The following is a 22,545-nucleotide window of genomic DNA, read 5'->3' on the forward strand; positions in this document are numbered from 1 at the left end:
CTCCCGCGGTGAGCGGGAGGGGGCCCGGCCGTGCGCACCCGAGCAGGTGGCCGCGTGGCTACTTCACGCCCACCGCGCGGATCAGTTCCTGCGTGACCGAGCCGCCCCGGTCGTCGCTCGCCCCGGCCCGCAGCGAGACGGAGGCCGCGCCGGACGGGACGCGCAGCTCGCCGTCCCAGGCGGCGCCGTGCCGCGCCTTCTTCAGGGCGACCTTCGTCCAGGTCCTGCCCTCGTCGTAGGAGACCTCCAGGGTGCCGCCGGTGATGCTGCCGGTGCCGGTGGCGCCCTTCACGTACTCGGCGAAGATCCCGACGGACAGCTTGCGTCCGGCGCGGACGTCACCGTCGACGTCGGTGTCCACGTCGAAGCCGAGGTTGAGCATCGGCAGGTAGGTGATCCGGTCGGTCGGGGTCTCGGCGGAGCGGAAGGTCCACTCGCTGTGGCCCTTGCCGGCGAGCCGCCAGCGCGTCGGGTCGAGCGTGGTGTCGGTGACGACCTTGTAGGTCGCCTCCTCGGCCGGGGCGTCCCAGGCGTAGGCGCCGGAGCTCATCTTGCGGTCGACGCGGGTGCCGTTGACGTACACCTCGGTGTACTGGGTCATCGAGTCGTCGTTCCACACGTTGCCGAAGCCGGTGTGGTCGGTGCCGGAGTCGCCCCAGCCGGGGGTGTTGAAGCGCAGGTCGTTGCCGGTGCGCTGCTGGCCCCAGCCGAGGCCGGTGCCCAGCCACGGGTGCCAGACGGGGCCGAACCAGTCGAGGTCCACCCGGCTGCCGCCCCGGTAGGACGGCGTGCCGCCGCGCTGTTCGAGGGACTCGCCGAGGTCGACGGACTCGTGCCAGCGCTGGCCGGTGCCGGTGGAGACGTACTCGGTGCGCTCGGTCGGGAAGGAGATCCACTCCTTGAAGCCGAAGCCGATCGGGAAGGTGTCGGTGATCGAGTAGCGGAACTCGCCGCCCAGTTCCTTGCGCTTGGTGGGCGCGTAGAAGGTGGAGCGGATGGTGGCGAGCTCGTCCTCGTCGGGCCGGAAGACGAGGTCCTTGCCGATGGCACCGGGGTGGCCCTCGGAGAGGTCGTACGTGAACGGGGTGAAGCGGGTGCCGGTCAGGTCGACGCGCTTGCCGCGGGCCGCGGCGGCGGCGAGCCGCTGGGCGTCGGCGGTGTTGACGGTGGCGACGGCGAGCGGCCGGTCCTCGTAGTCGGCGGTGCCGAAGAACTTCATCAGCCGGCCGGGCTGGTCGTCGGTGACGAACAGGGCCTTGGCGCCGGCGTCCTGGGCGTTCTGGGCGAGCTGCTTCGGGTCGGCGCCCTCGGTCAGCCGGACGAGGACGGCCTTGCCCGTGACGTTCTTGCCGGTGTATTCGGCGGGGGTTCCGGTGCCCGCGTCGACGACGCCGAGACGGTGGCCGCCCTCCAGGAGGGTGCTGCCGCCCTGGGGCGTGGCCTCGGAGAGGCGGGTGCCGTCGACGCTCGCCTCCAGCATGGGCTTGCCGAGGCGCCAGACGGTCCGGTACTCGAAGGTTCCGGTGGCGGGCTTGGCGGTGGGCGCCGCGAAGATCGAGTCGTAGGTCGGCGGGACCTGGACGGCTCCGCCGTAGGAGGCGCCGTTGGCCTCCCGGTCGAACTCCATCAGGAGCTGCCGGGTCTCGGTGCGCTTCTCGACCTCGGCGCGGATCTCGCGGAGCTGCCGCCCGTCGAGGGTGATCTCGCGGTCGCGGTCGAGGGTGATCTCGGGCGCGGTGAGGAAGCCGAGGCCGAGGGAGTCCTTGCCGTGGGAGCCGCGCACGTCGAGGAAGGTGTCGACGGTGTACGTGCCGGGCTTCAGGCGCAGTTCGAGGGTGCCGGACTCGCCGACCGTGGCCGGGAAGGGGTCGACACCCCGGGTGAGCTGCTGCACGCCCAGGTAGGCGGGGGTGGCGGCGCCGTCACGGTCCTTGACGTGGACGGTGAGGGTGTAGCGCTCCTCCTCCTTGACCAGGCCGAGCGCGGTGTGCGCGACGACGGTGCCGGCGGCGGTGGCGGTGACCCGGCCGGAGGACTGGCCGACGGGGGCCTTGGCGCCGTCACCGGTGACGGTGGTGCTCGCGGTCCCGTGGGCGGGCACGGTGAGGGTGGTGTCGGCGAGGGCGGCGACACCGGCCGGCATGCCCTCGACGGCCAGGTTCAACGCGACGGGGGTGTCGGAGGAGTTGGTGTAGGTGACGGTCTTGGTGACCGGCTTGTTCGCCTCGTACGGCCAGGCGAAGAAGCCGAGGTCGGCGGAGCCGGTCGCGGTGACGTTCGCGGTGATCGCGGCGGCCACGTCGACCCGGCCGGAGCCGAGCGCGTACGAGGAGGCGTCGAGGGTCTTCGACGAGGACATCAGCGCGGTCTTGAGCTGGGCGCCGGTCCAGTCGGGGTGCCGCTCGGCGAGCAGGGCGGCGACACCGGCGACGTGCGGGGTCGCCATCGACGTACCGCTCATGGAGGTGTAGAGGCCGCTGCCGGAGACCAGCTGGGAGCGGGCGGCGAGGATGCCCACGCCGGGCGCCGACAGGTCGGGCTTGAGGGCCTGGTCGCCGTAGCGGGGGCCCTGGCTCGTGAAGTAGGCGGCCTCGTCGGCGGGGTCGACGGCGCCGATGGTGAGCGCGGAGTCGGCGGCGCCGGGCGAGCCGATGGAGCCGGGGGCGCCGGAGTTGCCGGCGGCGATGACGAAGAGGGCGCCGGTCTCGGCGGTGAGGGTGTTGACGGCCTGGGCCATCGGGTCGGTGCCGTCGCTGGGTTCGCGGGAGCCGAGGCTCATCGAGACGATCTTCGCGTCGATGTCCTTGGCGGCCCACTCCATGCCGGCGATGATCTCCGACTCGGAGCCGGAGCCCTCGTCGTCGAGGACCTTGCCGACGGCGAGGGTGGCGCCGGGGGCGACGCCCTTCTCCTTGCCGTCGGAGCCGGCGCCGCTGCCGCCGACGGTGGAGGCGACGTGGGTGCCGTGGCCGTTGCGGTCGGCGACCTCCTGGCCGGCGATGAACGACTTGGACTCGGTGACCCGGCCCGCGAGGTCGGGGTGGGCGAGGTCGGCGCCGGTGTCGAGGACGGCGACCTTCACGCCCTTGCCGGTGAGCCCGGCCTCCCAGGCCTTCGGGGTGCCGATCTGCGCGTTGGACTCGGCCATGGCGGCCTCGACCCGGCCGTCGAGCCACACCTTGGCGGGGGCGGCGGTCCGCGCGGTCGGGGCTGCGGTGAAGCCCTGCCAGAAGGCGGCGGGGTCGGTGGCGGTGACGGCGGCGCCGCCGATGCTGGGCAGCGGGCGGACGGTCTCGGCACCGCGCGGGGTCGCCGCGGCGGTACGGGCGCCCTTGCCGCCGTAGGTGACGATCAGCGGCAGGTCGCCGGTGACGCCCTGCTCGACGAGTCCGGTGACGTCGAAGAGGCGCGGGTCGAGCGCGCCGGAGGCCAGGTAGGGGCGGGCCTCGTCGGGGACGACCGTGACCCGGCCGTTCGCGATCTGGCTGCGTATCGCGCCGGTGGCGCCCTTGGCCCGGTCGACGGTGACGGTCTGCTGCCCGCCGCCGAGGTCGGTGAGGGTGACGCGGTCGCCGGTGACGAGGGTGACGGTGGTGCTCGGCGCCGCGCCCTTGAAGGTGTCCGGTACGGCTGAGGCGGTGGTCCCGGCGGCGGAGGTCTGCCCCGCCGAGAGCATCACGAGGGAGATGCCCGCGGCGATCAGCGCGGCCCTCCCTCTGTCGAAGGGTGTGGTCCTCGACGTCATCGTTCGAACTCCTCGTGGACCCGGGGTCGGGGGTGTTTCCGGGTGCCGCGAGGAGTCTTGGCCAGGTGGACGGGAGTTGACTCCGTTCGGTCCTGGCGGTTATGTGCCGTGGCGGCCAACCGCCAGAACAGGACGTGCCGTTCGGGGAGAATTGCTCACGGAGTCGGGTCGAGCGCGTCGTACCGGCGGAAACCGCGCCCATACAGGGCGAGGACGCCGACCGCGACGACACAGGCGATTCCGCCGCCCGTGACGGCGACGGCGGGCGAGGTCAGGTCGGCCACCGAGCCCGCGAGGAAGTCCCCGAGCCGGGGCCCGCCGGCGACCACCACGATGAACACGCCCTGGAGCCGGCCGCGCATCTCGTCCGGCGCCGCGACCTGCATCATCGTGTTGCGGAAGATCATCGATACGGTGTCGGAGTAGCCGGCGAGGGCGAGCAGGAGCAGCCCGAGCCACAGGTTCCTGGTGAGCCCGAAGACGGCGATGGCGGTCCCCCAGCAGGCGACGGCGATCAGGATCGCCTGTCCGTGGTGCCGGATGCGTCCCTGCCAGCCGGAGAGCACCCCGCCGAGCAGCGCCCCGAACGCGGGCGCGGCGACGAGGAGTCCTGCGGTCTTCGCGTCGCCGCCGAACCAGAGCACGGCGATGGCGGGGAACAGGGCGCGGGGGTGGGCCAGGATCATCGCGCAGAAGTCCGAGAAGAACGTCATGCGGAGGTTGGGCCGGGTCGCGAGGAACCGCAGCCCGTCGAGGACGGAGGCCCTCTTGCCGCCTCCCTTCCGGTCCGGAAGCATCGACGGCAGCCGCCACATCGCGTACAGGCTCGCGGCGAAGGCGAAGGCGTCGACGAGGTACGCGGTCTGGTACCCGGCGAACCCGACGATCAGTCCGCCGAGGCTCGGCCCGACGAGCATGCCGAAGGTCGTGACCATCGAGTTCAGCGCGTTGGCGGCGCGCAGCTGCTCGGGCGGCAGGAGCCGGGGGATCATCGAGGAGCGGGCGGGCGAGTTGAGCGCGGCGCAGACGGCCTGCAGGGCGACGATCCCGTAGAGGAACCAGACCCGGTGGAACCCGGCGAACGCGGCGGTGGCGAGCGCGACCGAGAGCACGGCGGAACCGCAGGCGCTGTAGAGCCCGAGCTTGCGGCGGTCGACGGTGTCGGCGATGGCACCGCCGTACAGCCCGAAGACGACGAGCGGAACGAGCGAGAACAGTCCGACGAGCCCGACGGAGAAGGGCGACCGGGTGATGTCGTACACCTGGAGGGAGACGGCGAGCGAGGTCATCCCCTGCCCGACCCAGGAGACGGTGCTGCCGAACCAGAGGCGGCGGTAGTGGGCGGAGGTCCGCAGCGGGGTGAGATCGGCGAAGAGCCGGCGCCGCTCGGGGACGGGGGCCCGGGAATCGGCGGGCCGGGACTCGGAGGGCTGCGGCTGCGACCGCGGCTGGGTGGCGGTCACGCGATGTCGTAACGGAGCTCGGGGCGCTCCCAGTGGATGTGACCGGTGGGCGGGACGGTTCCGGTCCGGACGGCGCCGGTGCGCAGGTAGAACTCCTCGGCGGGCGGATGCGCGACGACCCGTACGGCCGTGAGCCCGGCGGCCCCGGCCTGCCCCGTCATGTGCTCCATGAGCAGCCGGCCGATGCCGAGCCCCTGCGCGCTGTCGGCGACGAACGCGAGGTCGAGCTCGGCGTCGTCGACGAGCAGCGCGTAGAACCCGAGCACCCGGTCGCTCGCGTCGACCGCGACGAAGACGGGATGGTGCTCGATGTACGCACCCCCGACCTGGTACCCCTCGACCATCGTGGCGTAGTCCCCGCGATAGGCCCGGGAGCTCCTGACCAGCCGGGTGAGCCGCTTGGAATCGTCGGCGACGGCACGCCGGACAGTGAACTCGGACATGGGCCGAGTATAGGGGCGGTCATGGCAGTCGATCCTTACGTTTTGGTCAAGGGTTCAAGCGTCGGATCCGGGGCCCCCTCGGGCGGCCCCGCCTCCGTCACCGCCTGTCCGTGGGACAGGGTCGTGCCGTGGGCGAAGGTCTTCGCGAAGGCCTCCGGGCCCAGGGTCGCCCGGGCCCTCGTCTCCGTGGCGTCGACGTCCGAGCGTTCCGCCGGAGGCAGGGGCGCGCCCGTCGAGGCGCGCAGGGCCGACGCCGCGCCCAGGAGGAGGGCGGCCTCCTCCGCCCGGCCCGCGCCCGCGTGGGCCGAGGCCAGGCCCTCCAGGGCGAGTGCGACCGCGCGCGGGTCGCCGGAGGTCAGGGCGGTGCCGTAGCCCTCCTGCTGGAGCTTCAGCGCGCCCGCCGCGTCACCCCGCGCCAGCGCCGAGAAGCCCAGCTCGGCCAGGATCAGCGCGTTGGCCGAGTCGAGGCCGACCGCCCGGTGCCAGTCGAGGACCTCCCTCATGTGCGCCTCGGCCTCGTCGATCAGGCCCTCGCGTCGGGCGCCCAGGCCGAGGCCGAGCACCGCGTTGATCTCGCCGGCCCGGAACCCGACCTCGACCGCCCGCTCCCGGGCCGCCGCGTGGTACGCCCGCGCCTCGGCCAGATCGCCCCTCAGCAGGGCCGTACGGCCGATCCCGGCCAGCAGGTCCGGCACCTCGGTCGTCAGGCCGAGACCCTCCGCCGCCGCCAGGCCTGCCCGCTTGAGCCGGTCCGCACGCTCGTACTCCCCGTGGATCTCGGCGACGGTCGCCAGCGGGTACACCGACCACAGCCGGCAGCACGCGTCCCCGACCTCCGCGAACAGCGCGTCCGACCGGGCCGCGTCCTGCTCCGCGCCCGCCACGTCACCGCCGAGCAGCCGCTGCACCGAGCGGTCCGCGAGCGCCGCCGCCTCGACCCAGCGGTCCCCGTGGGCCCGTGCCCCGTCGAGCGCCTCCCCCGTCAGCCGGCCGCCCTCGCTCTGGCTGCCCGTCCCGCAGAGCGCGTGCGCGAGGAACCAGCGCGCCCAGGCGTGGTCCGAGGGGCGGAGCGGCTCGGTCCCTTCGTAGGCCGTGAGGGCCTTCGCGATCCGCTGCCGCCGGTCCGTGCCGTCGCCGCCCATGATCGCCAGGCCCGTGCGCCAGACCTCCACGCGGGCGCGGAGCGCGGCCTGTTCCGGGCGCGCCGGGGTCTGCGGGGCCCCCGGCGTCCGGTCCGGTGCCTGCGGGGCCCCCGGGGTCTGCTCCGGTGCCTGCGGGGTCTGCGGGCCCACCGGGGTCTGCAGGGGCTCCGGTGCCTGCGGGGTCTGCGGGGGGACCGCCCGCAGCGCCGCCGTCGCATGGCGGAGCGCCTCACCCAGACGGCCCCGCATGACCCAGTACCAGGCGAGCGCGTCGACGAGCCGGAGCGCCGCCCCGGCGTTCCGCCCGGTGCCGGGCGCGGCGAGCGCCCGGTCGAGGGCGGCCCGCAGGTTCGACGTGTCGGCGTCGAGGTGGCCGAGCCGACGGCGCTGGCCGGGACCGCGCAGGGCGGGCCCGGCGTCCTCGGCCAGCCGCAGGTAGTGGGTCAGATGCCGGTCCCGTACGGCCTCCGTCTCGCCCGCGTCCCCCAGACGTTCGAGGCAGTACGCGGCGACGGACTCCAGGAGCCGGTAGCGCGGTCCGTCCGGACCGTCCACCGCCACGACGAGCGAGCGGTCGACCAGGCGGGCGAGGAGTCCGAGGACGTCCCCTGCGGACACCTCCTCGGCAGCTCCGGATTCCGCGCCTCCCGACGCCGTCCCGTCCGCGCACACCTCCTCCGCCGCCCCCAGCGTGCAGCCCTCCGCGTGAACGGCCAGGCGGCGCAGCACCGTTCGCTCCTGTTCGCCGAGCAGATCCCAGCTCCAGTCGATGACCGCCCGCAGGGTCTGCTGCCGGGCCGGCGCGCCGCGCAGCCCCGCGTCGAGGAGGCGGAAGCGGTCGTCGAGCCGTGCCAGGAGCCCGTGCACCCCGAGGGCCCGGACGCGGGTCGCGGCCAGTTCCAGGGCGAGCGGGATGCCGTCGAGGCGGCGGCAGACGGCCCGGACCGCCTCCAGGCCGGCGGGATCGAGCGCCGCGCCGGACGCGAACCCGGGCGCCGAGGCCGCCGCCCGCGCCATGAACAGTTCCACCGCCCCGTCCCGGTCGAGCGGCTCCACCGCCCACAGCGTCTCGCCCGCGAGGGCGAGCGGCTCCTGGCTGGTGGTCAGGACGACCAGACCGGGCGCGGTGCGCAGCAGCAGCTCGGCGAGCGAGGCCGCCTCGTCGACGACGTGTTCGCAGTTGTCGAGGACGAGCAGCGTGCGCTTGCCGCGCAGCACCTCGGCGAGCCGTTCCGCCGTGGTGAGCGCCCTCTCCCCCTCGGGCCGCAGCCCCCACACCCCGTCGTCGCGGAGTTCGAGCGCGGCGGCGACGACCTCGGCGAGCTCCCCGCGCGCGCCGGCGAACTCGACGAGCCACACCCCGTCCGCGAACTCCTCGCGCGCCTGCCCGGCCGCCTCGACGGCGAGCCGGGTCTTCCCGACCCCGCCGGGCCCGGTGAGCGTGACGAGCCGCCGCTCGGCGAGCAGCCCCCGCACCTCGGCGACGGCCGCGTCGCGCCCGACGATCCCGGTGAGCGGCGTGAGGAGATTGCCGCGTACGGGAACCCCGCTCACGGCCGGCCGTGGCGCGGGGACCGTGCCGGACGGCGCGGCCGCCGGCACCGAGAGCGAGGCGTCCTGGCGGAGCATCGCCGCGTGGAGCGCGGTCAGTTCGGGGCTCGGGTCGAGGCCGAGCTCGTCGGCGAGGAGGGTGCGCAGCTCCTCGTACCCGGCGAGCGCCTCGCTCTGCCGGCCGGCCCGGTAGAGGGCCCGCAGCTGCACCGCCCGTAGCCGCTCGCGCAGGGGATGCAGGGCGACGAGCTCCGTCAACTCCCCCGCCAGTACGTCCTGTTCACCGGAGTCCAGGCGCGCCTCGGCCAGTGCCTCGCGAACGGCGAGCCGTTCCTCCTCCAGCCGGTCCGCCGCCGCCCGCGCGAACGGCTCCTCCGCGAACTCGGCGAACGCCGGGCCCCGCCACAGGTCGAGCGCCTCGCCGAGCAGCACGGCCCTGCCGCGCGGGTCCGTCGTCTCCCGGGCCCGGGCGGCGAGCCGCGCGAACTCAAGTGCGTCCAGGGCCCCTTCGGGTACGGCGAGGAGATAGCCGGGCGCCTGCGTGACGACGAGGTCGCGCCCGCCCGACTCGGCCTCCTCGAAGGCGCGGCGCAGCTGGGAGACCTTGGCCTGGAGGGCCCGCAGCGGATTGCCGGGCGGCTCGTCGCCCCAGAGGTCGTCGACGAGCCGGAACGCGGCGACCGGCCGGCCCGCGTCGACGAGGAGCGCGGCGAGCAGGGCCCGCACCTTGAGCTCAGGGACCCGGACGGGTGTGCCGTCCTCGGTCCGTACGGCCGTCTCCCCCAGCACCGCGAATCGCATACGGCCACCGTAACCCGGCTTCGAGCACCCGCCCGAGCCGGTCCGAACGGGCCCGTTCCCCAACCGAACCCGGCCCGAACCCGGCCCCGAACCCCACCCGAACCCGGCCCCGAACCCGGCCCGAACAGAACCCGAGCCGTTCCCGAACAGCCGGCCGCCAGAGTCATCCCCGTCAGCAGGAAGCGACACACCGAACACCAAGGAGCAGGACATGAGCAGCGACAAGCCCCTCGCCGGCAAGACCGCCCTCGTCACCGGCGGCAGCCGCGGCATCGGCCGGGCGATCGCCCTCCGCCTCGGCGCGGACGGCGCCCGGGTCGGCGTCCACTACGCCAGCAACGAGACGGCCGCGAAGGAGACGGTCGCCGCGATCGAGGCGGCCGGCGGCTCCGCCTTCGCCCTCCGCGCCGAACTGGGCGTCCCCGGCGACGCCGACGCCCTCTGGGCGGCCTTCGACGCGGAGACCGAGGGCGACCACGGTCTCGACATCCTGGTCAACAACGCCGGGATCGCTGGCCCCGGCCTGATCCACGAGGTCGAGGAGGACCACTACGACCGGGTGTTCGCGGTCAACGCCAAGGCGCCGTTCTTCATCATCCAGAAGGGCCTGGACCGGCTCCGCGACGGCGGCAGGATCGTCAACATCTCCTCCGGAGTCACCAAGGTCGCCTTCCCCGGCATGACCTCGTACGCCGCCGCCAAGGGCGCCGTCGAGGTGCTGACCCTCACCCTCGCCCAGACCCTCGGCGACCGGGGCATCACGGTCAACGCGGTCTCGCCGGGCACGATCGAGACCGACATCCACCCGTGGATGGCCGACCCGACCGCGAAGGCGCACGCCGCCCGGTTCTCGGTCTTCAACCGGGTGGGGCAGCCGGGTGACGTGGCCGATGTCGTCGGCTTCCTCGCCTCCGACGACTCCCGCTGGGTCACCGGCCAGAACATCGACGCGAGCGGCGGCTCCGGCCTCGGCCTCTGACGGCCCCGGTGCCGGCCATCCGACGGCGGGCCCGCGACCACCCCGGGCCCGCCCCGCCCCCCGCACGCGCCCACGCCCCTCCCCACCCCCGCGAAGGAAGCCCACGCCATGGCAGCTCACACGCTCCTCGTCCTCGCCCACCCCCGTACCGACTCGCTCACCGCCCAGGTCGCCGCCCGGCTGCACGCCCGCCTCGAGGACGAGGGCGGCACCGTCGACGTACTCGACCTGTACGCCGAGGGGTTCGACCCGGCGCTCCGCCCGGAGGACGAGCCGGACTGGGAGAACCGCGAGAAGGTCTACTCCCCCGAGGTCCACGCCCACATGGACCGCATCCTGGCCGCCGACGACATCGTGGTCGTCTTCCCGGTCTGGTGGTTCACCCCGCCGGCCATCCTCAAGGGCTGGATCGACCGGGTCTGGAACTACGGCTTCGCGTACGGCCGGAGCCGCCCCCGACTGGCGGGGAAGAGGCTGCTCTGGCTGGCCCTGATGGGCGGGACGCCCGAGGAGATCGAGCGGCTCGGCATGACCGACGCGCTCGGCCTGATGCTGGTGACCGGCATCTCCGAGTTCTGCGGACTCCCGGACGCCGCCCTCCGCGTCCTGCACGGCACCGAACTCTCGGGAGTTCCGGTCGAGTTGCGGGCCGGCCGGGTCGCCGAACTGCTCGACGAGGCCGAACGGACCCTGGCGGAGGAACTCCTCGGCGCGACGGCCACCACGACGACGACCGCCGCCACCGGCACGAAGACGGCCACCCCGGCCGCCACCACGACCCCCACCGGAAACACCGTGAACGAGGAGCCGGCACGATGACCACGACCCTCGCGGAGAACACCGCGACACCGCCCCGCGCCGGAGCCCGCCAGTGGCTCGGCCTCGCCGTCCTCCTCCTCCCCGTCACCCTGATGACCGCCGACCTCGGTGTCCTGTGGCTCGCCACCCCGTACCTCTCGGCCGATCTCCGGCCCAGCGGCGCCCAGTTGCTCTGGATCACCGACATCTACGGCTTCCTCACCGCCGCCACCCTCGTGATCATGGGCACGCTCGGCGACCGGCTCGGCCGCCGCAAGCTCCTGATGGCCGGTTCGGCCGGCTTCCTGCTCGCCTCCGTCCTCGCCGCGTACGCCCCGGACGCCGGGACGCTGATCGCGGCCCGCGCCCTCCTCGGCATCGCCGGGGCGGCGGTCCTGCCCTCCACGCTCGCCCTGATCAGCCACATGTTCGCCGACGCCCGGCAGCGGGCCACGGCCATCGCGATGTGGGTGACCGCCCTCTCCGTCGGACTCGCGATCGGACCGGTCATCGGCGGTGTGCTGCTCGCCTCCTGGTGGTGGGGCTCGGTCTTCCTGATGGGCCTGCCCGTCATGCTGATCGCGCTGGTCACGGCGCCGCTGCTGCTCCCCGAGTACCGCGACCCGAACCCCGGGCGTCTCGACCCGGCGAGCGTGCTGCTCTTCCTCCTCGCGGTCCTGCCGCTGGTGTACGGCGTCAAGTCCCTCGCCGCGCACGGCCCGACGGCCGAGGCGGGCACCGCCTTCGCCCTGGGGCTGGCCTTCACGACCCTGTTCGTCCGCCGCCAGAACCGGCTGGAGTCCCCGCTCCTCGATCTGCGGCTCTTCAAGAACCGGGCCTTCACCGGCGCCCTGCTCACCCTGCTCCTGGGCATGACCGCGCTCAACGGTGTCGAGTACCTGGTCCCGCAGTACCTCCAGGCGGTCGCCGGACTGCCGCCGCTCGAGGCCGGCCTGTGGCTGCTTCCCGGAGCGGCGGGCCTGATCGCCGGATCGCAGCTGACGCCCTTCGTGGCGCGGCGGATCCGCCCGGCGTACGTCCTCGCCGGCGGGCTCCTGGTCTCGCTGGCCGGGTACGCGGTGATCGCCCTGGCCGAAGGGGTGACCGTGGCCGCCCTCGGCCTCGCGGTCATCATGTTCGGCGCCGCCCCGATCAGCGTCCTGGGCACGGCTCTCGCGGTCGGCTCCGCCCCGGCCGAGAAGGCGGGCGCGGCCGCCGCGACCGGCCAGACGGCCTATGACCTGGGTCTCGCCCTGGGCATCGCGGTCACCGGCAGCGTGGCGGTCGCCGTCTACCGGGGCGGCATCCCGGCGGACGCGCCGGCCGCGGCCCACGAGAGCGTGGGCGCGGCGCTTGCCCTGCCGGACGAGGGGCTGCGGGAGCAGGCCCGGGAGGCCTTCACGACGGCCCTCCACTCGGCCTCGGCCCTGAGCGCGGTCTTCGCCCTGGTGACGGCGGCCGTGGTCCTGACCCTGCTCCGCAAGGTGCCCCGCTCCTGACCGGCCCTCCGGGACCGGCCCATGCCGCTCGCCGCGCCCACCGCGCGGCGAGCGGCTCTCGTGGTGCCTGCGGCGCCGCCTCGTGGGCGAGGGCCTGGAGGCCCGTCGGCGGTGCGGCGGGTCAGCGGCAGACGTTCAGGTCGTCCGGGTCGACGTCGTCGAGTCGGGCGGCCAGGGCGTCGAGGCGTTCGCGCAGGTCACGGATGTCGGCGAGGTCGAGGCCCGTCGCGGTGGCGATCCGGCGCGGCACGTCGCGGGCCTTCTCCTTCAGCGCGGCCCCCTCTGCGGTGGGCCGTACGGTGACGGACCGCTCGTCCTCGGGGCTGCGGCGCCGCTCGACGTATCCGGCCGTCTCCAGGCGCTTGAGCAGCGGGGACAGCGTTCCGGAGTCGAGCCGGAGGCGCTCCCCGATGCCCTTCACGGGGAGCTCGCCGTGCTCCCAGAGCACCAGCATGGCGAGGTACTGGGGGTAGGTGAGCCCCAGCTCCTTGAGCGCCTCGCGGTAGACGCCGTTGAACGCGCGGGTCGCCGCGTGCAGCGAGAAGCAGATCTGGTGGTCGAGCCGGAGGAAGTCCTCGTCCGGGACGGTGTCGAGCGTCTCCATGGCTCCAGGATACGCGAGGACACCTCACACGCGATTGAGTTGTGCACAACTGAATCGTGCGCTACTAATAGAGAGCCACCGCAGCACACCTCCCGAGGACAGGAACGGAAACCATGGACGCGATCTACACCGCTGTCGCCACCGCCAACGGCCGCGAGGGCCGCGCCGTCAGCTCCGACGGCCACATCGACCTCCCCCTCGCCCACCCCCAGGCCCTCGGCGGCAACGGTCAGGGCACCAACCCCGAGCAGCTCTTCGCCGCCGGGTACGCGGCCTGCTTCGCCAGCGCGATGAACCTGGTCGCCCGCCAGGAGAAGATCGACATCTCCGACGCCTCGATCACCGCCGAGGTCTCCATCGGCAAGGACGTCGCGGACGGCGGCTTCGGCCTCGCGGTCGTGATGCGCGCCGAGTTCCCGGACCACCTCCAGGGCGAGGCCGGCAAGTCCCTCCTGGAGAAGACCCACGCGTTCTGCCCGTACTCCAAGGCGACCCGCGGCAACATCAAGGTCGACCTCGTCGTCGAGTAGTTTTCTGTCGGTTCGCGTACACCCCTGGTGGTCATCGACCACCGGGGGCGTTCGTTTGTGAGTTCTTCCGTTCGGGCACGGGGGATTCGTCTGCCGTACGACGGGCAGTCATGGAACGGCCCCCGTCCGGTGGTTCACGGGCGCTCTCCTTGGGGCGCCCATCGGCCGGTCCACCCGGCCACCGCACGCGCACCCCCACCCGTGCCCCTCTCGACCCGGAGGAGAACTCCCCCATGGCCGACCTCGACCGTCGCCGGTTCCTTCAACTCGCCGGCGGCACCGCCGCGCTGACCATGCTCTCGGAGAGCATCGCCCGCGCCGCCGCCATTCCGGCGCAAGGCTCCACCGGCACGATCCAGGACATCGAGCACATCGTCGTCCTGATGCAGGAGAACCGTTCCTTCGACCACTATTTCGGGTCGATGAAGGGCGTACGCGGCTTCGGCGACCCCCGCCCGGTCACCCTGCCCAGCGGAAAGTCGGTCTGGAACCAGTCGGACGGCAGCAAGGTCACGCTGCCCTTCCGTCCGGAGAGCGCGAAACTCGGCATGGAGTTCCTCCAGGGCCTCAACCACGACTGGGCCGGCGGCCAGAGCGCCTTCAACAAGGGCAAGTACGACAACTGGATCCCGGCCAAGACCAAGGCCACCATGGCGTACCTCACCCGCGAGGACATCCCGTTCCACTACGCGCTCGCCGACGCGTTCACGATCTGCGACGCCTACCACTGTTCGTTCATCGGCTCGACCGACCCGAACCGCTACTACCTGTGGACCGGCCACACCGGCAACGACGGCACCGGCGGCGGCCCGGTCCTCAACAACGCCGAGGCGGGCTACGGCTGGAAGACCTACCCCGAGCGCCTGGAGGCGGCCGGGGTGTCCTGGAAGGTCTACCAGGACATCGGAGACGGGCTGAACGCGGCCGGTTCCTGGGGCTGGATCAACGACGCCTACCGCGGCAACTACGGCGACAACTCGCTCCTGTACTTCAACACGTACCGCAACGCACAGGCCGGCGACCCGCTGTTCGAGAAGGCCCGCACGGGCACCAACGCCAAGGCCGGCGAGGGCTTCTTCGACCGGCTGCGCGCCGACGTGCAGGGCGGCCGGCTGCCGAAGATCTCCTGGATAGCCGCCCCCGAGGCCTTCTCCGAGCACTCCAACTGGCCGGCGAACTACGGCGCCTGGTACATCTCGCAGGTCCTGGACGCGCTGACCTCGAACCCGGACGTCTGGGCCCGTACGGCCCTGTTCATCACGTACGACGAGAACGACGGCTTCTTCGACCACGTCGTCCCGCCGTACGTCCCGGGCTCCGCCGCCCAGGGCCTCTCCACCGTGGCCACCGGCCTCGACCACTTCCCGGGCAAGACCGGCTACGTGGCAGGCCCCTACGGCCTCGGCCCGCGCGTCCCCATGCTCGTCGTCTCGCCCTGGTCCAAGGGCGGCTACACCTGCTCCGAGACCTTCGACCACACCTCGGTCATCCGCTTCATGGAGCAGCGCTTCGGGGTGCAGGAGCCCCAGATCTCGCCCTGGCGCCGGGCCGTCTGCGGCGACCTGACCTCCGCCTTCGACTTCTCGCGCACGGACACCTCGGCGGCCGCGCTGCCGCCGACGTCCGGCTACTTCCCGCCCGACAAGAACCGCCACCCCGACTTCCTCGCCACCGCCCCGGCGACCGGCACCATGCCCCGCCAGGAGCGCGGCTCCAAGCCCACCCGACCTCTGAAGTACGCCCCGTACGTGGACGGTGCCGCCGACACCGCGGCGGGCAAGTTCCGCCTCTCCTTCGGCGGCGGTCCCTCGGCGGGCGCGCAGTTCTACGTGACCTCGGCCAACCGCACCGACGCGCCCTGGACCTACACGACCGAGGCCGGCAAGTCGATCGCGGACACCTGGAACACGACGTACTCGAAGGGCGTCACCGACCTCACGGTCCACGGCCCCAACGGCTTCGTCCGCCGCTTCCGCTCCCCCGGCAAGACCGCCGTCCCCGAGGTCACGGCCCGCCACAACGCCACCACGGGCAGGCTGGACCTGACCTTCACCAACGCGGGCACGACCGCGACGGTGACGCTCATCAACGCCTACGGCGGCGCCCAGAAGACGCTCTCCGTGGCGAAGGGCGCCACGGTCACCCACAGCGTCGACGTCTCCGCGGCCCACCACTGGTACGACGTCACCGTCACGTCCTCCGCGAGCACGGACTACGTCCGCCGCCTCGCCGGCCACGTGGAGACGGGCACGGCGAGCGTCTCGGACCCGGCCGTCCTCCAGTACTGACCACCCCGGCGGAACGCCCCGAGGGCCCGTACGCGTCCATGCGGCGCGTACGGGCCCTCGGGCTTGGCGGCGGAGTGCGGCGGGAGCGGTGGCGGTGACGCCCGCCGCTCCGGCAGGGGTCAGCCGAAGCGGCCCTCCACGTAGTCCGCGGTCCGCCGGTCGCGGGGGCTGGAGAACATGGCGTCCGTCGGGCCGTGTTCGACGATCACACCCGGGGTGGCCTGCTCGGCGAGGAAGAAGGCGCACTGGTCGGAGACCCGGGCCGCCTGCTGCATGTTGTGCGTGACGATCACGATCGTCACCTCGTCCGCGAGGTCCCGGATGGTCTCCTCGATGCGCCGCGTCGACGTCGGGTCGAGCGCCGAGCACGGCTCGTCCATCAGCAGGATGCGCGGCCGGACCGCCAGCGAGCGGGCGATGCACAGGCGCTGCTGCTGGCCTCCGGAGAGCGCGCCGCCCGGCTGGCGCAGCCGGTCGCGGACCTCCTTCCACAGGCCCGCCCGGGTCAGGCACTCCTCCACGAGGTCGTCCCGGTCGGCCGCCGCCACCCGGGTCCCGGTCAGCTTCAGACCCGCCGTGACGTTGTCGTACACCGACATCGCGGGGAACGGGTTCGGCTTCTGGAAGACCATGCCGATGTTGCGGCGGGCCTCGGTGAGACGGCGCCCCCGGGCGTAGATGTCGTCGCCGTCCAGGAGCACCTCGCCGGCGAGCTCGGCGCCCGGGATCAGCTCGTGCATCCGGTTCAGGATGCGCAGGAAGGTCGACTTGCCGCAGCCGGAGGGCCCGATGAGCGCGGTGACCCGGCCGGCCGGCATGGTCAGCGAGACCCGGTTGAGGACCTTGCGGGTGCCGAACCAGGCGGAGAGGGAACGTGCGTCCAGATGGGAAGCCACGACTGTCCTTACAGGAGGTTGGGAAGGAGGAGCGCCACCTGGTCGCCGACCGTGAGGCCGAGCGCGACCAGGATCGGGAAGCCGACCAGCCAGACATGGACGCGGGGCACGCGCGACCGCGCCCAGACGAGACCGGCGGCGGCGAGCAGCACGGCCTGCGACCACAGGACCAGCGGGAGCCAGGACGAGGGCTGCCCCGCGAGCGGCAGCTCGTCGGCGGGGACCCGGCCGAAGCGGAAGGCGGGGACGGCGCCCGGTTGCGGCGGGGTGATCAGGTCGGCGTCGACCTGGAGGACCCCGTCGGGCCGGTACGGGGAGCCGGTCGCGGTCATCAGGGTGAGCCGGCCCGTCCCGGGCTGCAGGGCCGGCGGCCGCGGATCGCCCGCGCGCCGGACGCCGCTGACCCGGTAGCCGTGCTCGCCCTGCCCGGTGGTGACCTTGATGGTCTCGCCGGGCTGGAGGGTCGCCAGATGCCGGAACGGTCCCCCGTATCCCGCCCGGCGGCCCATGACGATGCTGAGGCCCGCCTGTCCGGGCAGCACCGTGTCACGGCGGTGCCCGGGGCCGGCCGACAGCACCTCGGCGGAGCTGCCCTCCCGGATGACCTCCTTCACGCCGAGCTGCGGAATCGTCAGCAGGGCGATGGGCGTGCCGGGTTCGGTGGCCGGGCCGATCGGTGTGGTGGCGTTGGCCAGCGTCGAGCGGACGTCGGCGTAGCCGACGCGGAGGTCCCGTTCGTGGCGGAGGTGGCCGAGCGGGCCGACCTCGGCGACGAAGCCGAGGAGCATCGCGCCGAGGATGGCCAGGGTGCCGCCGACGGCCCACAGCGGGCTGGTGCGGGGCGCGCGGCCGGCCGGGGCCGGGAAGGCGGCCGGCTTCCCCGGCCCGGTGGGCGCCGGAGGCACGTCCACCGGGGCGGGGGTGGCGGGACGCACGTCCACCGGGGTGGGGGTGGCTGTCATCGCGTGTGCTCCGTACGTCAGTGGGGGCCGAAGGTGATCAGTCCGCGGCGGCGCGCCCACCGGACGGCGAGGGCGCCGGCGACGAGCAGGGCGGCGCTGAGCAGGCCGAGCAGGAGGGGGTCGGAGCCGGTGTCGGCGAGACCGCCGCCGTTGCCGCCGCCGGTGCCTCCGGAGCCGGAGGAGCCGCCGGAGCCCGTCGAGCCGCCGGAGCCGGAGCCGCCGCCCGCGGCGGAGGTCCCGGGGTCGGTCGTCGATGCGGACGCGCTCGGCGGGATGCTGGTGGAGATGCCGACGCTGTCACCGCCGGTGGCGGTGGCGGTGGCCGAGGGGGAGCCGGAGGGCGAGGCCGTGTCCGTCGGGGTCCCGGTCGGGGTGGGGCTCTGGGTGTCCGTCGCCGTGGGCGTCGGGGTGGCGGTCCCGGTCGGGGTGGCGGTTCCCGTGGGGGTGGCCGTGCCGGTGGGGGTGGCCGTGCCGGTGGGGGTGCCCGTGGGGTCCGGGCCGCCCGGGTCGGTGTCCTGGTAGACGGTGCCGGACGTGAACCAGAGGGAGCCGGTGAAGTCCCCGTACGTCTCGGAGCCGAACGCCTTGCGGCAGACGACCGTCAGGTCGTACCGGCCTTCGAGGGTGCTGAACCCGGCCTCGTTGGCGTAGTCCCGCATGGTCATGGTCAGCGGCACGATGAAGCCGGTGCCGCCGGGGTCCTGCGGGTAGGTGGTGAGCGGCGCGTTGCCGACGACGTTCTTGCCCTCGGCGGGGAAGCCCTTGCCGGTGACCTTCACGAGGACGTTGGTGGCGGGCGCCGGGCAGGCTCCCGAGGTGGTCAGGGAGATGCTGCTGTCGTCGGTGCCCCGGCCCGGGGTGAGGGCGGCGGTGCCCACCGGGGCGGCCGTGGCCGTGGGCACGGTGAGGACACCGACACCGGCGAGGGCCGTCGCCGCGGCGAGGGCCGCACCGGCCGCCGTCCGCCTGGGCAGGCGTGTGAACTGCACGATGAGCTCCTTGTACGGGTTCTCGGGGGTGTTCTTCGGACTCGGGTCCGTCCCGGCGTCCGCCGCGCCCCGGCCGCCCCTGCCGCCCCTGCCGTGCCGGTCCGCGCGCCGCCGGCGCCACCGCCACAGGACGGCCGCGACGAGGAGGAGGAGCAGCGCGAGCGCCGTCCACGGCATCGTCCACAGCGGGACCGAGTGGGTCAGCGAGGGCAGTCGGGGGTCGACGCCGTCCCGGGTGGCGACCGGCTGTACGGAGACGACGGCCGAGGCGCGCAGCAGCGGGGTCACCCCGTCGGCCTCGGCGGTGACGGTCAGGGCGTTGCCCGGGAGGAGTTCGCCGAGGTCGCGGACGCCCTTGGCGATGATCGAGGAGCCGAAGACGCCGTTGACGCGGACGGCCTGACGGGCGCCGAGGCGCACGTTGCCGGTGTTGCGCACGGTGTAGGTGACGGTGGCCGAGCCGGCCGCGAACGGGTTGAGGGTGCCGTGGTACTGGGCGCGGACGTTCTCCACGGTGAGCTCGGGCTTGATCGCGCCCGCCACCCGGACGTAGACGCGGGCGCCGACCCGCTGGTCGAGCCGGACCTGGTTGCCCTTGGTGTCCTTGCCGGTGCCGGAGAGCGAGGCGACGATGCCTCCGGTGTGGTCGCCGGGGGTGACGTCGCGGGGCACGGTGAAGGTGAAGGGGACGATGACGTTGCCCTTGGGCGGCACGGTCACCTTGTTCTTCGCCAGCTTGATCCAACTGCCGGTGTCCGTCGGCTTCTCGGCCGCGGGAAGCAGGTCGAAGCCGCCGTCGACGGTGTTGACGGCGTCGCTCGCGTAGACGGCGAGGGTCAGCGGCTCGGAGCCGTAGTTCCAGAGGGCGATCTGGTCGCGGATCGCGGCGCCGCCGGTGACCCCGTACGAGAAGTGGGGCCGCTGGTCGGGCTTCTTCGGTCCGGCGGGCTGGACGCCGAAGACGGCCTTCGTGTCCTTGCCGCCGTCGGCGGCGCGGGCCGGGCCGGCCGTGAAGGACACGGCCGTGAGGAGGAGGCAGAGCAACAGGCCCACGGAGCCTGTCCGTCGGGCGGAGCGGGGCACGGTCATGGCGGTTCTCCAGAAGTCAGGGGCGGGGCGGAACCCCGGCGCGCGGTCGGTGGTGCGCGGCGCGCGGCGCGGCTCCGCCCCGGAGCTCACGCCTGGATCAGATGGCGGTGAGGGTGAGGGTGGTGGTGTACGTGCCGGCCTGGGTGGAGGTCGGGACGTTGAGGGCGAGGTCGGCGCCGATGTGGGCGGTGCCGAGGCCGGTGCCGTTGGCCAGCGTGCGGGCGGACCGCAGACCCGCGGTGCCGGAGTCGGCGGGGGCCGCGCCGGAGGCCGCGGGGACGGTGGAGCCGGCGGTGACGGTCTGCGCGGGCGCCTTGTCGACGACCTTCGGGGACCAGCCGAGGTTCTGGCCGTTGATGGTGTGGGTGGCGCCGTCGGTGAAGTCGCCGACCTGGCCGCTGACGGTCCAGCCGGGGTTGCCGGCGCGGGTGTCGGTCAGGGTGACGGGGCTGAGGGCGCCGGCCGTGGTGAGCAGGTCGCCGTCGTTGTTCAGGACCGGCGAGGGGAGCGTGACCCGCGGGTTGTCGACGCTGATGACGAGCGCGCCGGCGTTGACCGTGGTGGTGATGGTCTCCGAGGCCGTGACTCCGGTGAAGGCGCCGATCGTGTACGGGATGGCGTTGGAGTCGCTGCCGGTGTACCGGGCCGGGTCGGCCGGGACGAAGACGGCGGTGAAGGAGTGCGGGCCGGCCGGCAGGCTGGAGGTGGTCAGGACGGCGGTGCCGTTGCTGACCGGGACCGTGCCGAGCGGGGTGGCGGCGCCACCGACGGTGTCCACGAACTTCAGCGAGCCCGCGGCGCCGGCCGGGGAGACCGTGCCGGTGAGGGTGACGGGGCTGTACTGCGGGGTGCTCGCCGCCGGGGAGACCGCGAGGGCGGTGCTGGTCTGCGTCGCCGCAGCCGGCTTGACCTCGTAGGAGACGGCCGTCGAGGTGGAGCCGTTGTACGAGGCGTTGGACGGCGTGAACACGGCGGTGAGCGCGTGCGTGCCGGCCGTCAGGTTGCTCGTGGTCAGCGCCGCGGTCCCGCCGTTGACGGTGACCGGGGTGCCGAGGTCGGCGGAGCCGTTCTTGAACTGCACGGTGCCGGCGGCGCCGGAGGGGCCGACGGTGGCGGTCAGGGTGACCGCGGTGCCCGCCTGGACCGGTCCGCCCGGGGTGACCGCGAGCGAGGTGGTGGTGTCCGTCTTCACGGCCGGGTCGTTCGTCTGGTACGTGGTGTTGGACGTGAACCACATGGCGCCGGTGAAGTCGCCGAGGCTGGTGCCGTTGAACGCGGTCCGGCAGATGACGGTGAAGTCGTACTTGCCCTGGAGGGTGGTGAAGCCCGCCTGGGAGGCGTAGTCGCGCATGGTCATGGTCAGCGGGATGACCATGCCGCCGTTGCCGGCCTGGGGGTAGGTGGTGATCGGCGAGTTGCCGACCACGTTGAGGCCGCCGGCCGGGAAGCCGGAACCCTCCACCTTGACCAGGACGTTGGTGGCGTTCGCCGGGCAGGCGCCCGAGGTGGTGAAGGAGACGCCGCTGGTGTCGGCACCGGTGGCGGGGGTGATGTCGAGGGTGCCGATGGGCGCGGCGTAGGCGGAGCCCGCGGTGGCGAGGCCCGCCGCGAAGGCGGTGGTGACGGCCGCGACACCGAGGGCGAGGGCCCGGGAGAATCTGTTCTTCATGACGAGAAGCTCCTGATCAGGGGGTCTGCTTGGTGGTGTCGCCGCAGTTCGGGTTGGTCGCGAAGCCGTAGGTGTTGATCACGGCGGTCTGCTTGCAGACGCCGGAGTTCGGGCCCACGAAGACGTCGCTCCACGGCGAGACGCCGACCTTGCTGGTCGGGATGACGTTGTAGACGTCGCGCTTCACGCCGAAGCCGCTGTTCAGGACCGTCGGAGAGAGGCCGTCGACGGTGCCGAGGATGGCGCGGCCGCGCAGGTCGGCGATGGTCTGCGAGGACTGCGACTGGTACTGCGCGATCGAGAACGGCACGATCGACTTGTCGTCGAGGACGCGGCCGTCGTGCTCCTGGACCGGGGCGGTGCCCTTCTTGTCCTTGATGCAGGGGTAGATGCCGGCGACGACGTCGGCCTCGGTGATGCCCATCTGCGACTGCCAGAAGGAACGCGTGCCGGAACCGGCCTGCGGCAGGTAGACGGTCATGTCGTAGTTCGGCCCGGCGCCCACGTAGGCGGGGTCGCAGTGGTAGATGGCCTTCAGGTCGGCCAGCGTCAGCTTGCGCGGGATCGCGGAGCCCGGGGTGATGGCGTAGCTGACCGCGTCGACCGCGAACGGCACATAGGTGAGGCCCGGGTTGGCCGCGCCCAGGCTCAGCGAGGAGGAACGGGCGAAGTCGAGGCACCCGTTGCCCGCCTGGAGCGAGTTCAGCAGCGCGGAGCGGCCGGCGCCCGAGCCGTTGGGGCGGGCGATGGTGCAGTTGGGGTTGGTCGCCGCGGACTTGGTGGTGATGTTCGCGGACCCCGTGGCGTCGTAGGAGCCGATGACCTTCTGCCCGTTCACCGTGACGACGTCGGCGAGGCCGTTCATGACGTCCTGGGTGGTGTCGGAGCCGACGCCGGAGAGCTGGCGGAACTGCGGGGGGCCGGCCGGGTCGGCGGTGGCGAGCCCACCGCCGATGGTGACGACCGCGAGCGCCGCCACGGCGAACGCGAGGCCGGTCTTCTTCTTGTTCACTGGGGGTTCTCCTCAGCTAGGCTGCGCTCCGGGTGGTGCCCGGTGCGCGTGTGCAGGACTTCCGTTGGCGCGGACGAATCAGACG

Annotated in this window: 15 protein-coding genes; 5 read left to right on the forward strand and 10 right to left on the reverse strand. The window is 73.4% G+C overall.

The window, feature by feature from the left end:
- Nucleotides 1-58: 58 nt before the first annotated feature.
- The 4 genes from ACFQ79_RS23980 to ACFQ79_RS23995 form a co-directional block, all read right to left on the reverse strand.
- Complete coding sequence (locus ACFQ79_RS23980; protein ID WP_383586714.1) at nucleotides 59-3,745, reverse strand: S8 family serine peptidase; 3,687 nt, start codon at nucleotides 3,743-3,745, stop codon at nucleotides 59-61.
- A gap of 155 nt (nucleotides 3,746-3,900) precedes the next feature.
- Nucleotides 3,901-5,208, reverse strand: coding sequence for an MFS transporter (locus ACFQ79_RS23985; RefSeq protein ID WP_383586716.1), 1,308 nt, complete (start codon nucleotides 5,206-5,208; stop codon nucleotides 3,901-3,903).
- Nucleotides 5,205-5,651: a GNAT family N-acetyltransferase gene (locus ACFQ79_RS23990; RefSeq protein ID WP_383586718.1), complete on the reverse strand. Its 447-nt coding sequence runs from the start codon at nucleotides 5,649-5,651 to the stop codon at nucleotides 5,205-5,207. The genes ACFQ79_RS23985 and ACFQ79_RS23990 overlap by 4 nt, the downstream gene beginning before the upstream one ends.
- A gap of 35 nt (nucleotides 5,652-5,686) precedes the next feature.
- On the reverse strand, nucleotides 5,687-9,145 hold the full coding sequence (locus ACFQ79_RS23995) for a BTAD domain-containing putative transcriptional regulator (protein WP_383586720.1): 3,459 nt from the start codon (nucleotides 9,143-9,145) through the stop codon (nucleotides 5,687-5,689).
- Nucleotides 9,146-9,356: 211 nt separating this feature from the next.
- On the opposite strand from ACFQ79_RS23995, the gene ACFQ79_RS24000 reads away from it, so the two are divergent.
- From ACFQ79_RS24000 to ACFQ79_RS24010, 3 genes are all read left to right on the forward strand, one after another.
- Nucleotides 9,357-10,124 (forward strand): SDR family oxidoreductase, encoded by a 768-nt coding sequence (locus ACFQ79_RS24000; protein WP_383586722.1) that lies wholly within the window; start codon nucleotides 9,357-9,359, stop codon nucleotides 10,122-10,124.
- Between the two features lie 108 nt (nucleotides 10,125-10,232).
- A complete protein-coding gene (locus ACFQ79_RS24005) occupies nucleotides 10,233-10,943 on the forward strand; it encodes an NAD(P)H oxidoreductase (RefSeq protein ID WP_383586724.1) in 711 nt (236 codons plus the stop codon).
- Complete coding sequence (locus tag ACFQ79_RS24010; protein ID WP_383586726.1) at nucleotides 10,940-12,421, forward strand: MFS transporter; 1,482 nt, start codon at nucleotides 10,940-10,942, stop codon at nucleotides 12,419-12,421. Before ACFQ79_RS24005 ends, ACFQ79_RS24010 begins: the two co-directional genes overlap by 4 nt.
- Before the next feature lie 121 nt (nucleotides 12,422-12,542).
- Here the strand turns inward: ACFQ79_RS24010 and ACFQ79_RS24015 are convergent, their stop codons facing one another.
- Nucleotides 12,543-13,025 carry a MarR family winged helix-turn-helix transcriptional regulator gene (locus tag ACFQ79_RS24015; protein ID WP_383586728.1) on the reverse strand — a complete coding sequence of 161 codons (483 nt, stop codon included), beginning with the start codon at nucleotides 13,023-13,025 and terminating at the stop codon, nucleotides 12,543-12,545.
- A 113-nt stretch (nucleotides 13,026-13,138) separates the two neighbouring features.
- Between ACFQ79_RS24015 and ACFQ79_RS24020 the strand changes: the two genes are divergently transcribed.
- Entirely contained in the window at nucleotides 13,139-13,555 is a 417-nt protein-coding gene (locus tag ACFQ79_RS24020) for an organic hydroperoxide resistance protein (RefSeq protein WP_383586730.1), read from the forward strand.
- Between the two features lie 233 nt (nucleotides 13,556-13,788).
- A complete protein-coding gene (locus ACFQ79_RS24025) occupies nucleotides 13,789-15,843 on the forward strand; it encodes a phosphocholine-specific phospholipase C (protein ID WP_383586732.1) in 2,055 nt (684 codons plus the stop codon).
- A 119-nt stretch (nucleotides 15,844-15,962) separates the two neighbouring features.
- Here ACFQ79_RS24025 and ACFQ79_RS24030 read toward each other — a convergent pair whose 3' ends face one another.
- The 5 genes from ACFQ79_RS24030 to ACFQ79_RS24050 all read right to left on the reverse strand — a co-directional run bounded on the left by ACFQ79_RS24030 (nucleotide 15,963) and on the right by ACFQ79_RS24050 (nucleotide 22,460).
- Nucleotides 15,963-16,739, reverse strand: a complete 777-nt coding sequence (locus ACFQ79_RS24030) for a phosphate ABC transporter ATP-binding protein (protein WP_229314289.1) — start codon at nucleotides 16,737-16,739, stop codon at nucleotides 15,963-15,965.
- Between the two features lie 8 nt (nucleotides 16,740-16,747).
- Nucleotides 16,748-17,701 carry a class E sortase gene (locus tag ACFQ79_RS24035; RefSeq protein ID WP_383586734.1) on the reverse strand — a complete coding sequence of 318 codons (954 nt, stop codon included), beginning with the start codon at nucleotides 17,699-17,701 and terminating at the stop codon, nucleotides 16,748-16,750.
- A 17-nt stretch (nucleotides 17,702-17,718) separates the two neighbouring features.
- Nucleotides 17,719-19,779: a WxL protein peptidoglycan domain-containing protein gene (locus ACFQ79_RS24040; protein WP_383586736.1), complete on the reverse strand. Its 2,061-nt coding sequence runs from the start codon at nucleotides 19,777-19,779 to the stop codon at nucleotides 17,719-17,721.
- Nucleotides 19,780-19,876: 97 nt separating this feature from the next.
- Nucleotides 19,877-21,448 carry an Ig-like domain repeat protein gene (locus tag ACFQ79_RS24045; protein ID WP_383586738.1) on the reverse strand — a complete coding sequence of 524 codons (1,572 nt, stop codon included), beginning with the start codon at nucleotides 21,446-21,448 and terminating at the stop codon, nucleotides 19,877-19,879.
- Between the two features lie 16 nt (nucleotides 21,449-21,464).
- Nucleotides 21,465-22,460, reverse strand: a complete 996-nt coding sequence (locus ACFQ79_RS24050) for a hypothetical protein (protein ID WP_383586740.1) — start codon at nucleotides 22,458-22,460, stop codon at nucleotides 21,465-21,467.
- Nucleotides 22,461-22,545: the final 85 nt, after the last annotated feature.

It is taken from the genome of Streptomyces sp. NPDC056480 (assembly GCF_042795405.1).
GTDB lineage: Bacteria > Actinomycetota > Actinomycetes > Streptomycetales > Streptomycetaceae > Streptomyces.

Coding starts and splice junctions, on each gene's coding strand:
- ACFQ79_RS24005 (WP_383586724.1), top strand. CDS start 10,233: ATGGCAGCTCACACGCTCCTCGTCCTCGCCCACCCCCGTACCGACTCG.
- ACFQ79_RS23990 (WP_383586718.1), bottom strand. CDS start 5,651: ATGTCCGAGTTCACTGTCCGGCGTGCCGTCGCCGACGATTCCAAGCGG.
- ACFQ79_RS23980 (WP_383586714.1), bottom strand. CDS start 3,745: ATGACGTCGAGGACCACACCCTTCGACAGAGGGAGGGCCGCGCTGATC.
- ACFQ79_RS24000 (WP_383586722.1), top strand. CDS start 9,357: ATGAGCAGCGACAAGCCCCTCGCCGGCAAGACCGCCCTCGTCACCGGC.
- ACFQ79_RS24025 (WP_383586732.1), top strand. CDS start 13,789: ATGGCCGACCTCGACCGTCGCCGGTTCCTTCAACTCGCCGGCGGCACC.
- ACFQ79_RS24035 (WP_383586734.1), bottom strand. CDS start 17,701: ATGACAGCCACCCCCACCCCGGTGGACGTGCGTCCCGCCACCCCCGCC.
- ACFQ79_RS24040 (WP_383586736.1), bottom strand. CDS start 19,779: ATGACCGTGCCCCGCTCCGCCCGACGGACAGGCTCCGTGGGCCTGTTG.
- ACFQ79_RS24045 (WP_383586738.1), bottom strand. CDS start 21,448: ATGAAGAACAGATTCTCCCGGGCCCTCGCCCTCGGTGTCGCGGCCGTC.
- ACFQ79_RS24015 (WP_383586728.1), bottom strand. CDS start 13,025: ATGGAGACGCTCGACACCGTCCCGGACGAGGACTTCCTCCGGCTCGAC.
- ACFQ79_RS24010 (WP_383586726.1), top strand. CDS start 10,940: ATGACCACGACCCTCGCGGAGAACACCGCGACACCGCCCCGCGCCGGA.
- ACFQ79_RS24020 (WP_383586730.1), top strand. CDS start 13,139: ATGGACGCGATCTACACCGCTGTCGCCACCGCCAACGGCCGCGAGGGC.
- ACFQ79_RS23995 (WP_383586720.1), bottom strand. CDS start 9,145: ATGCGATTCGCGGTGCTGGGGGAGACGGCCGTACGGACCGAGGACGGC.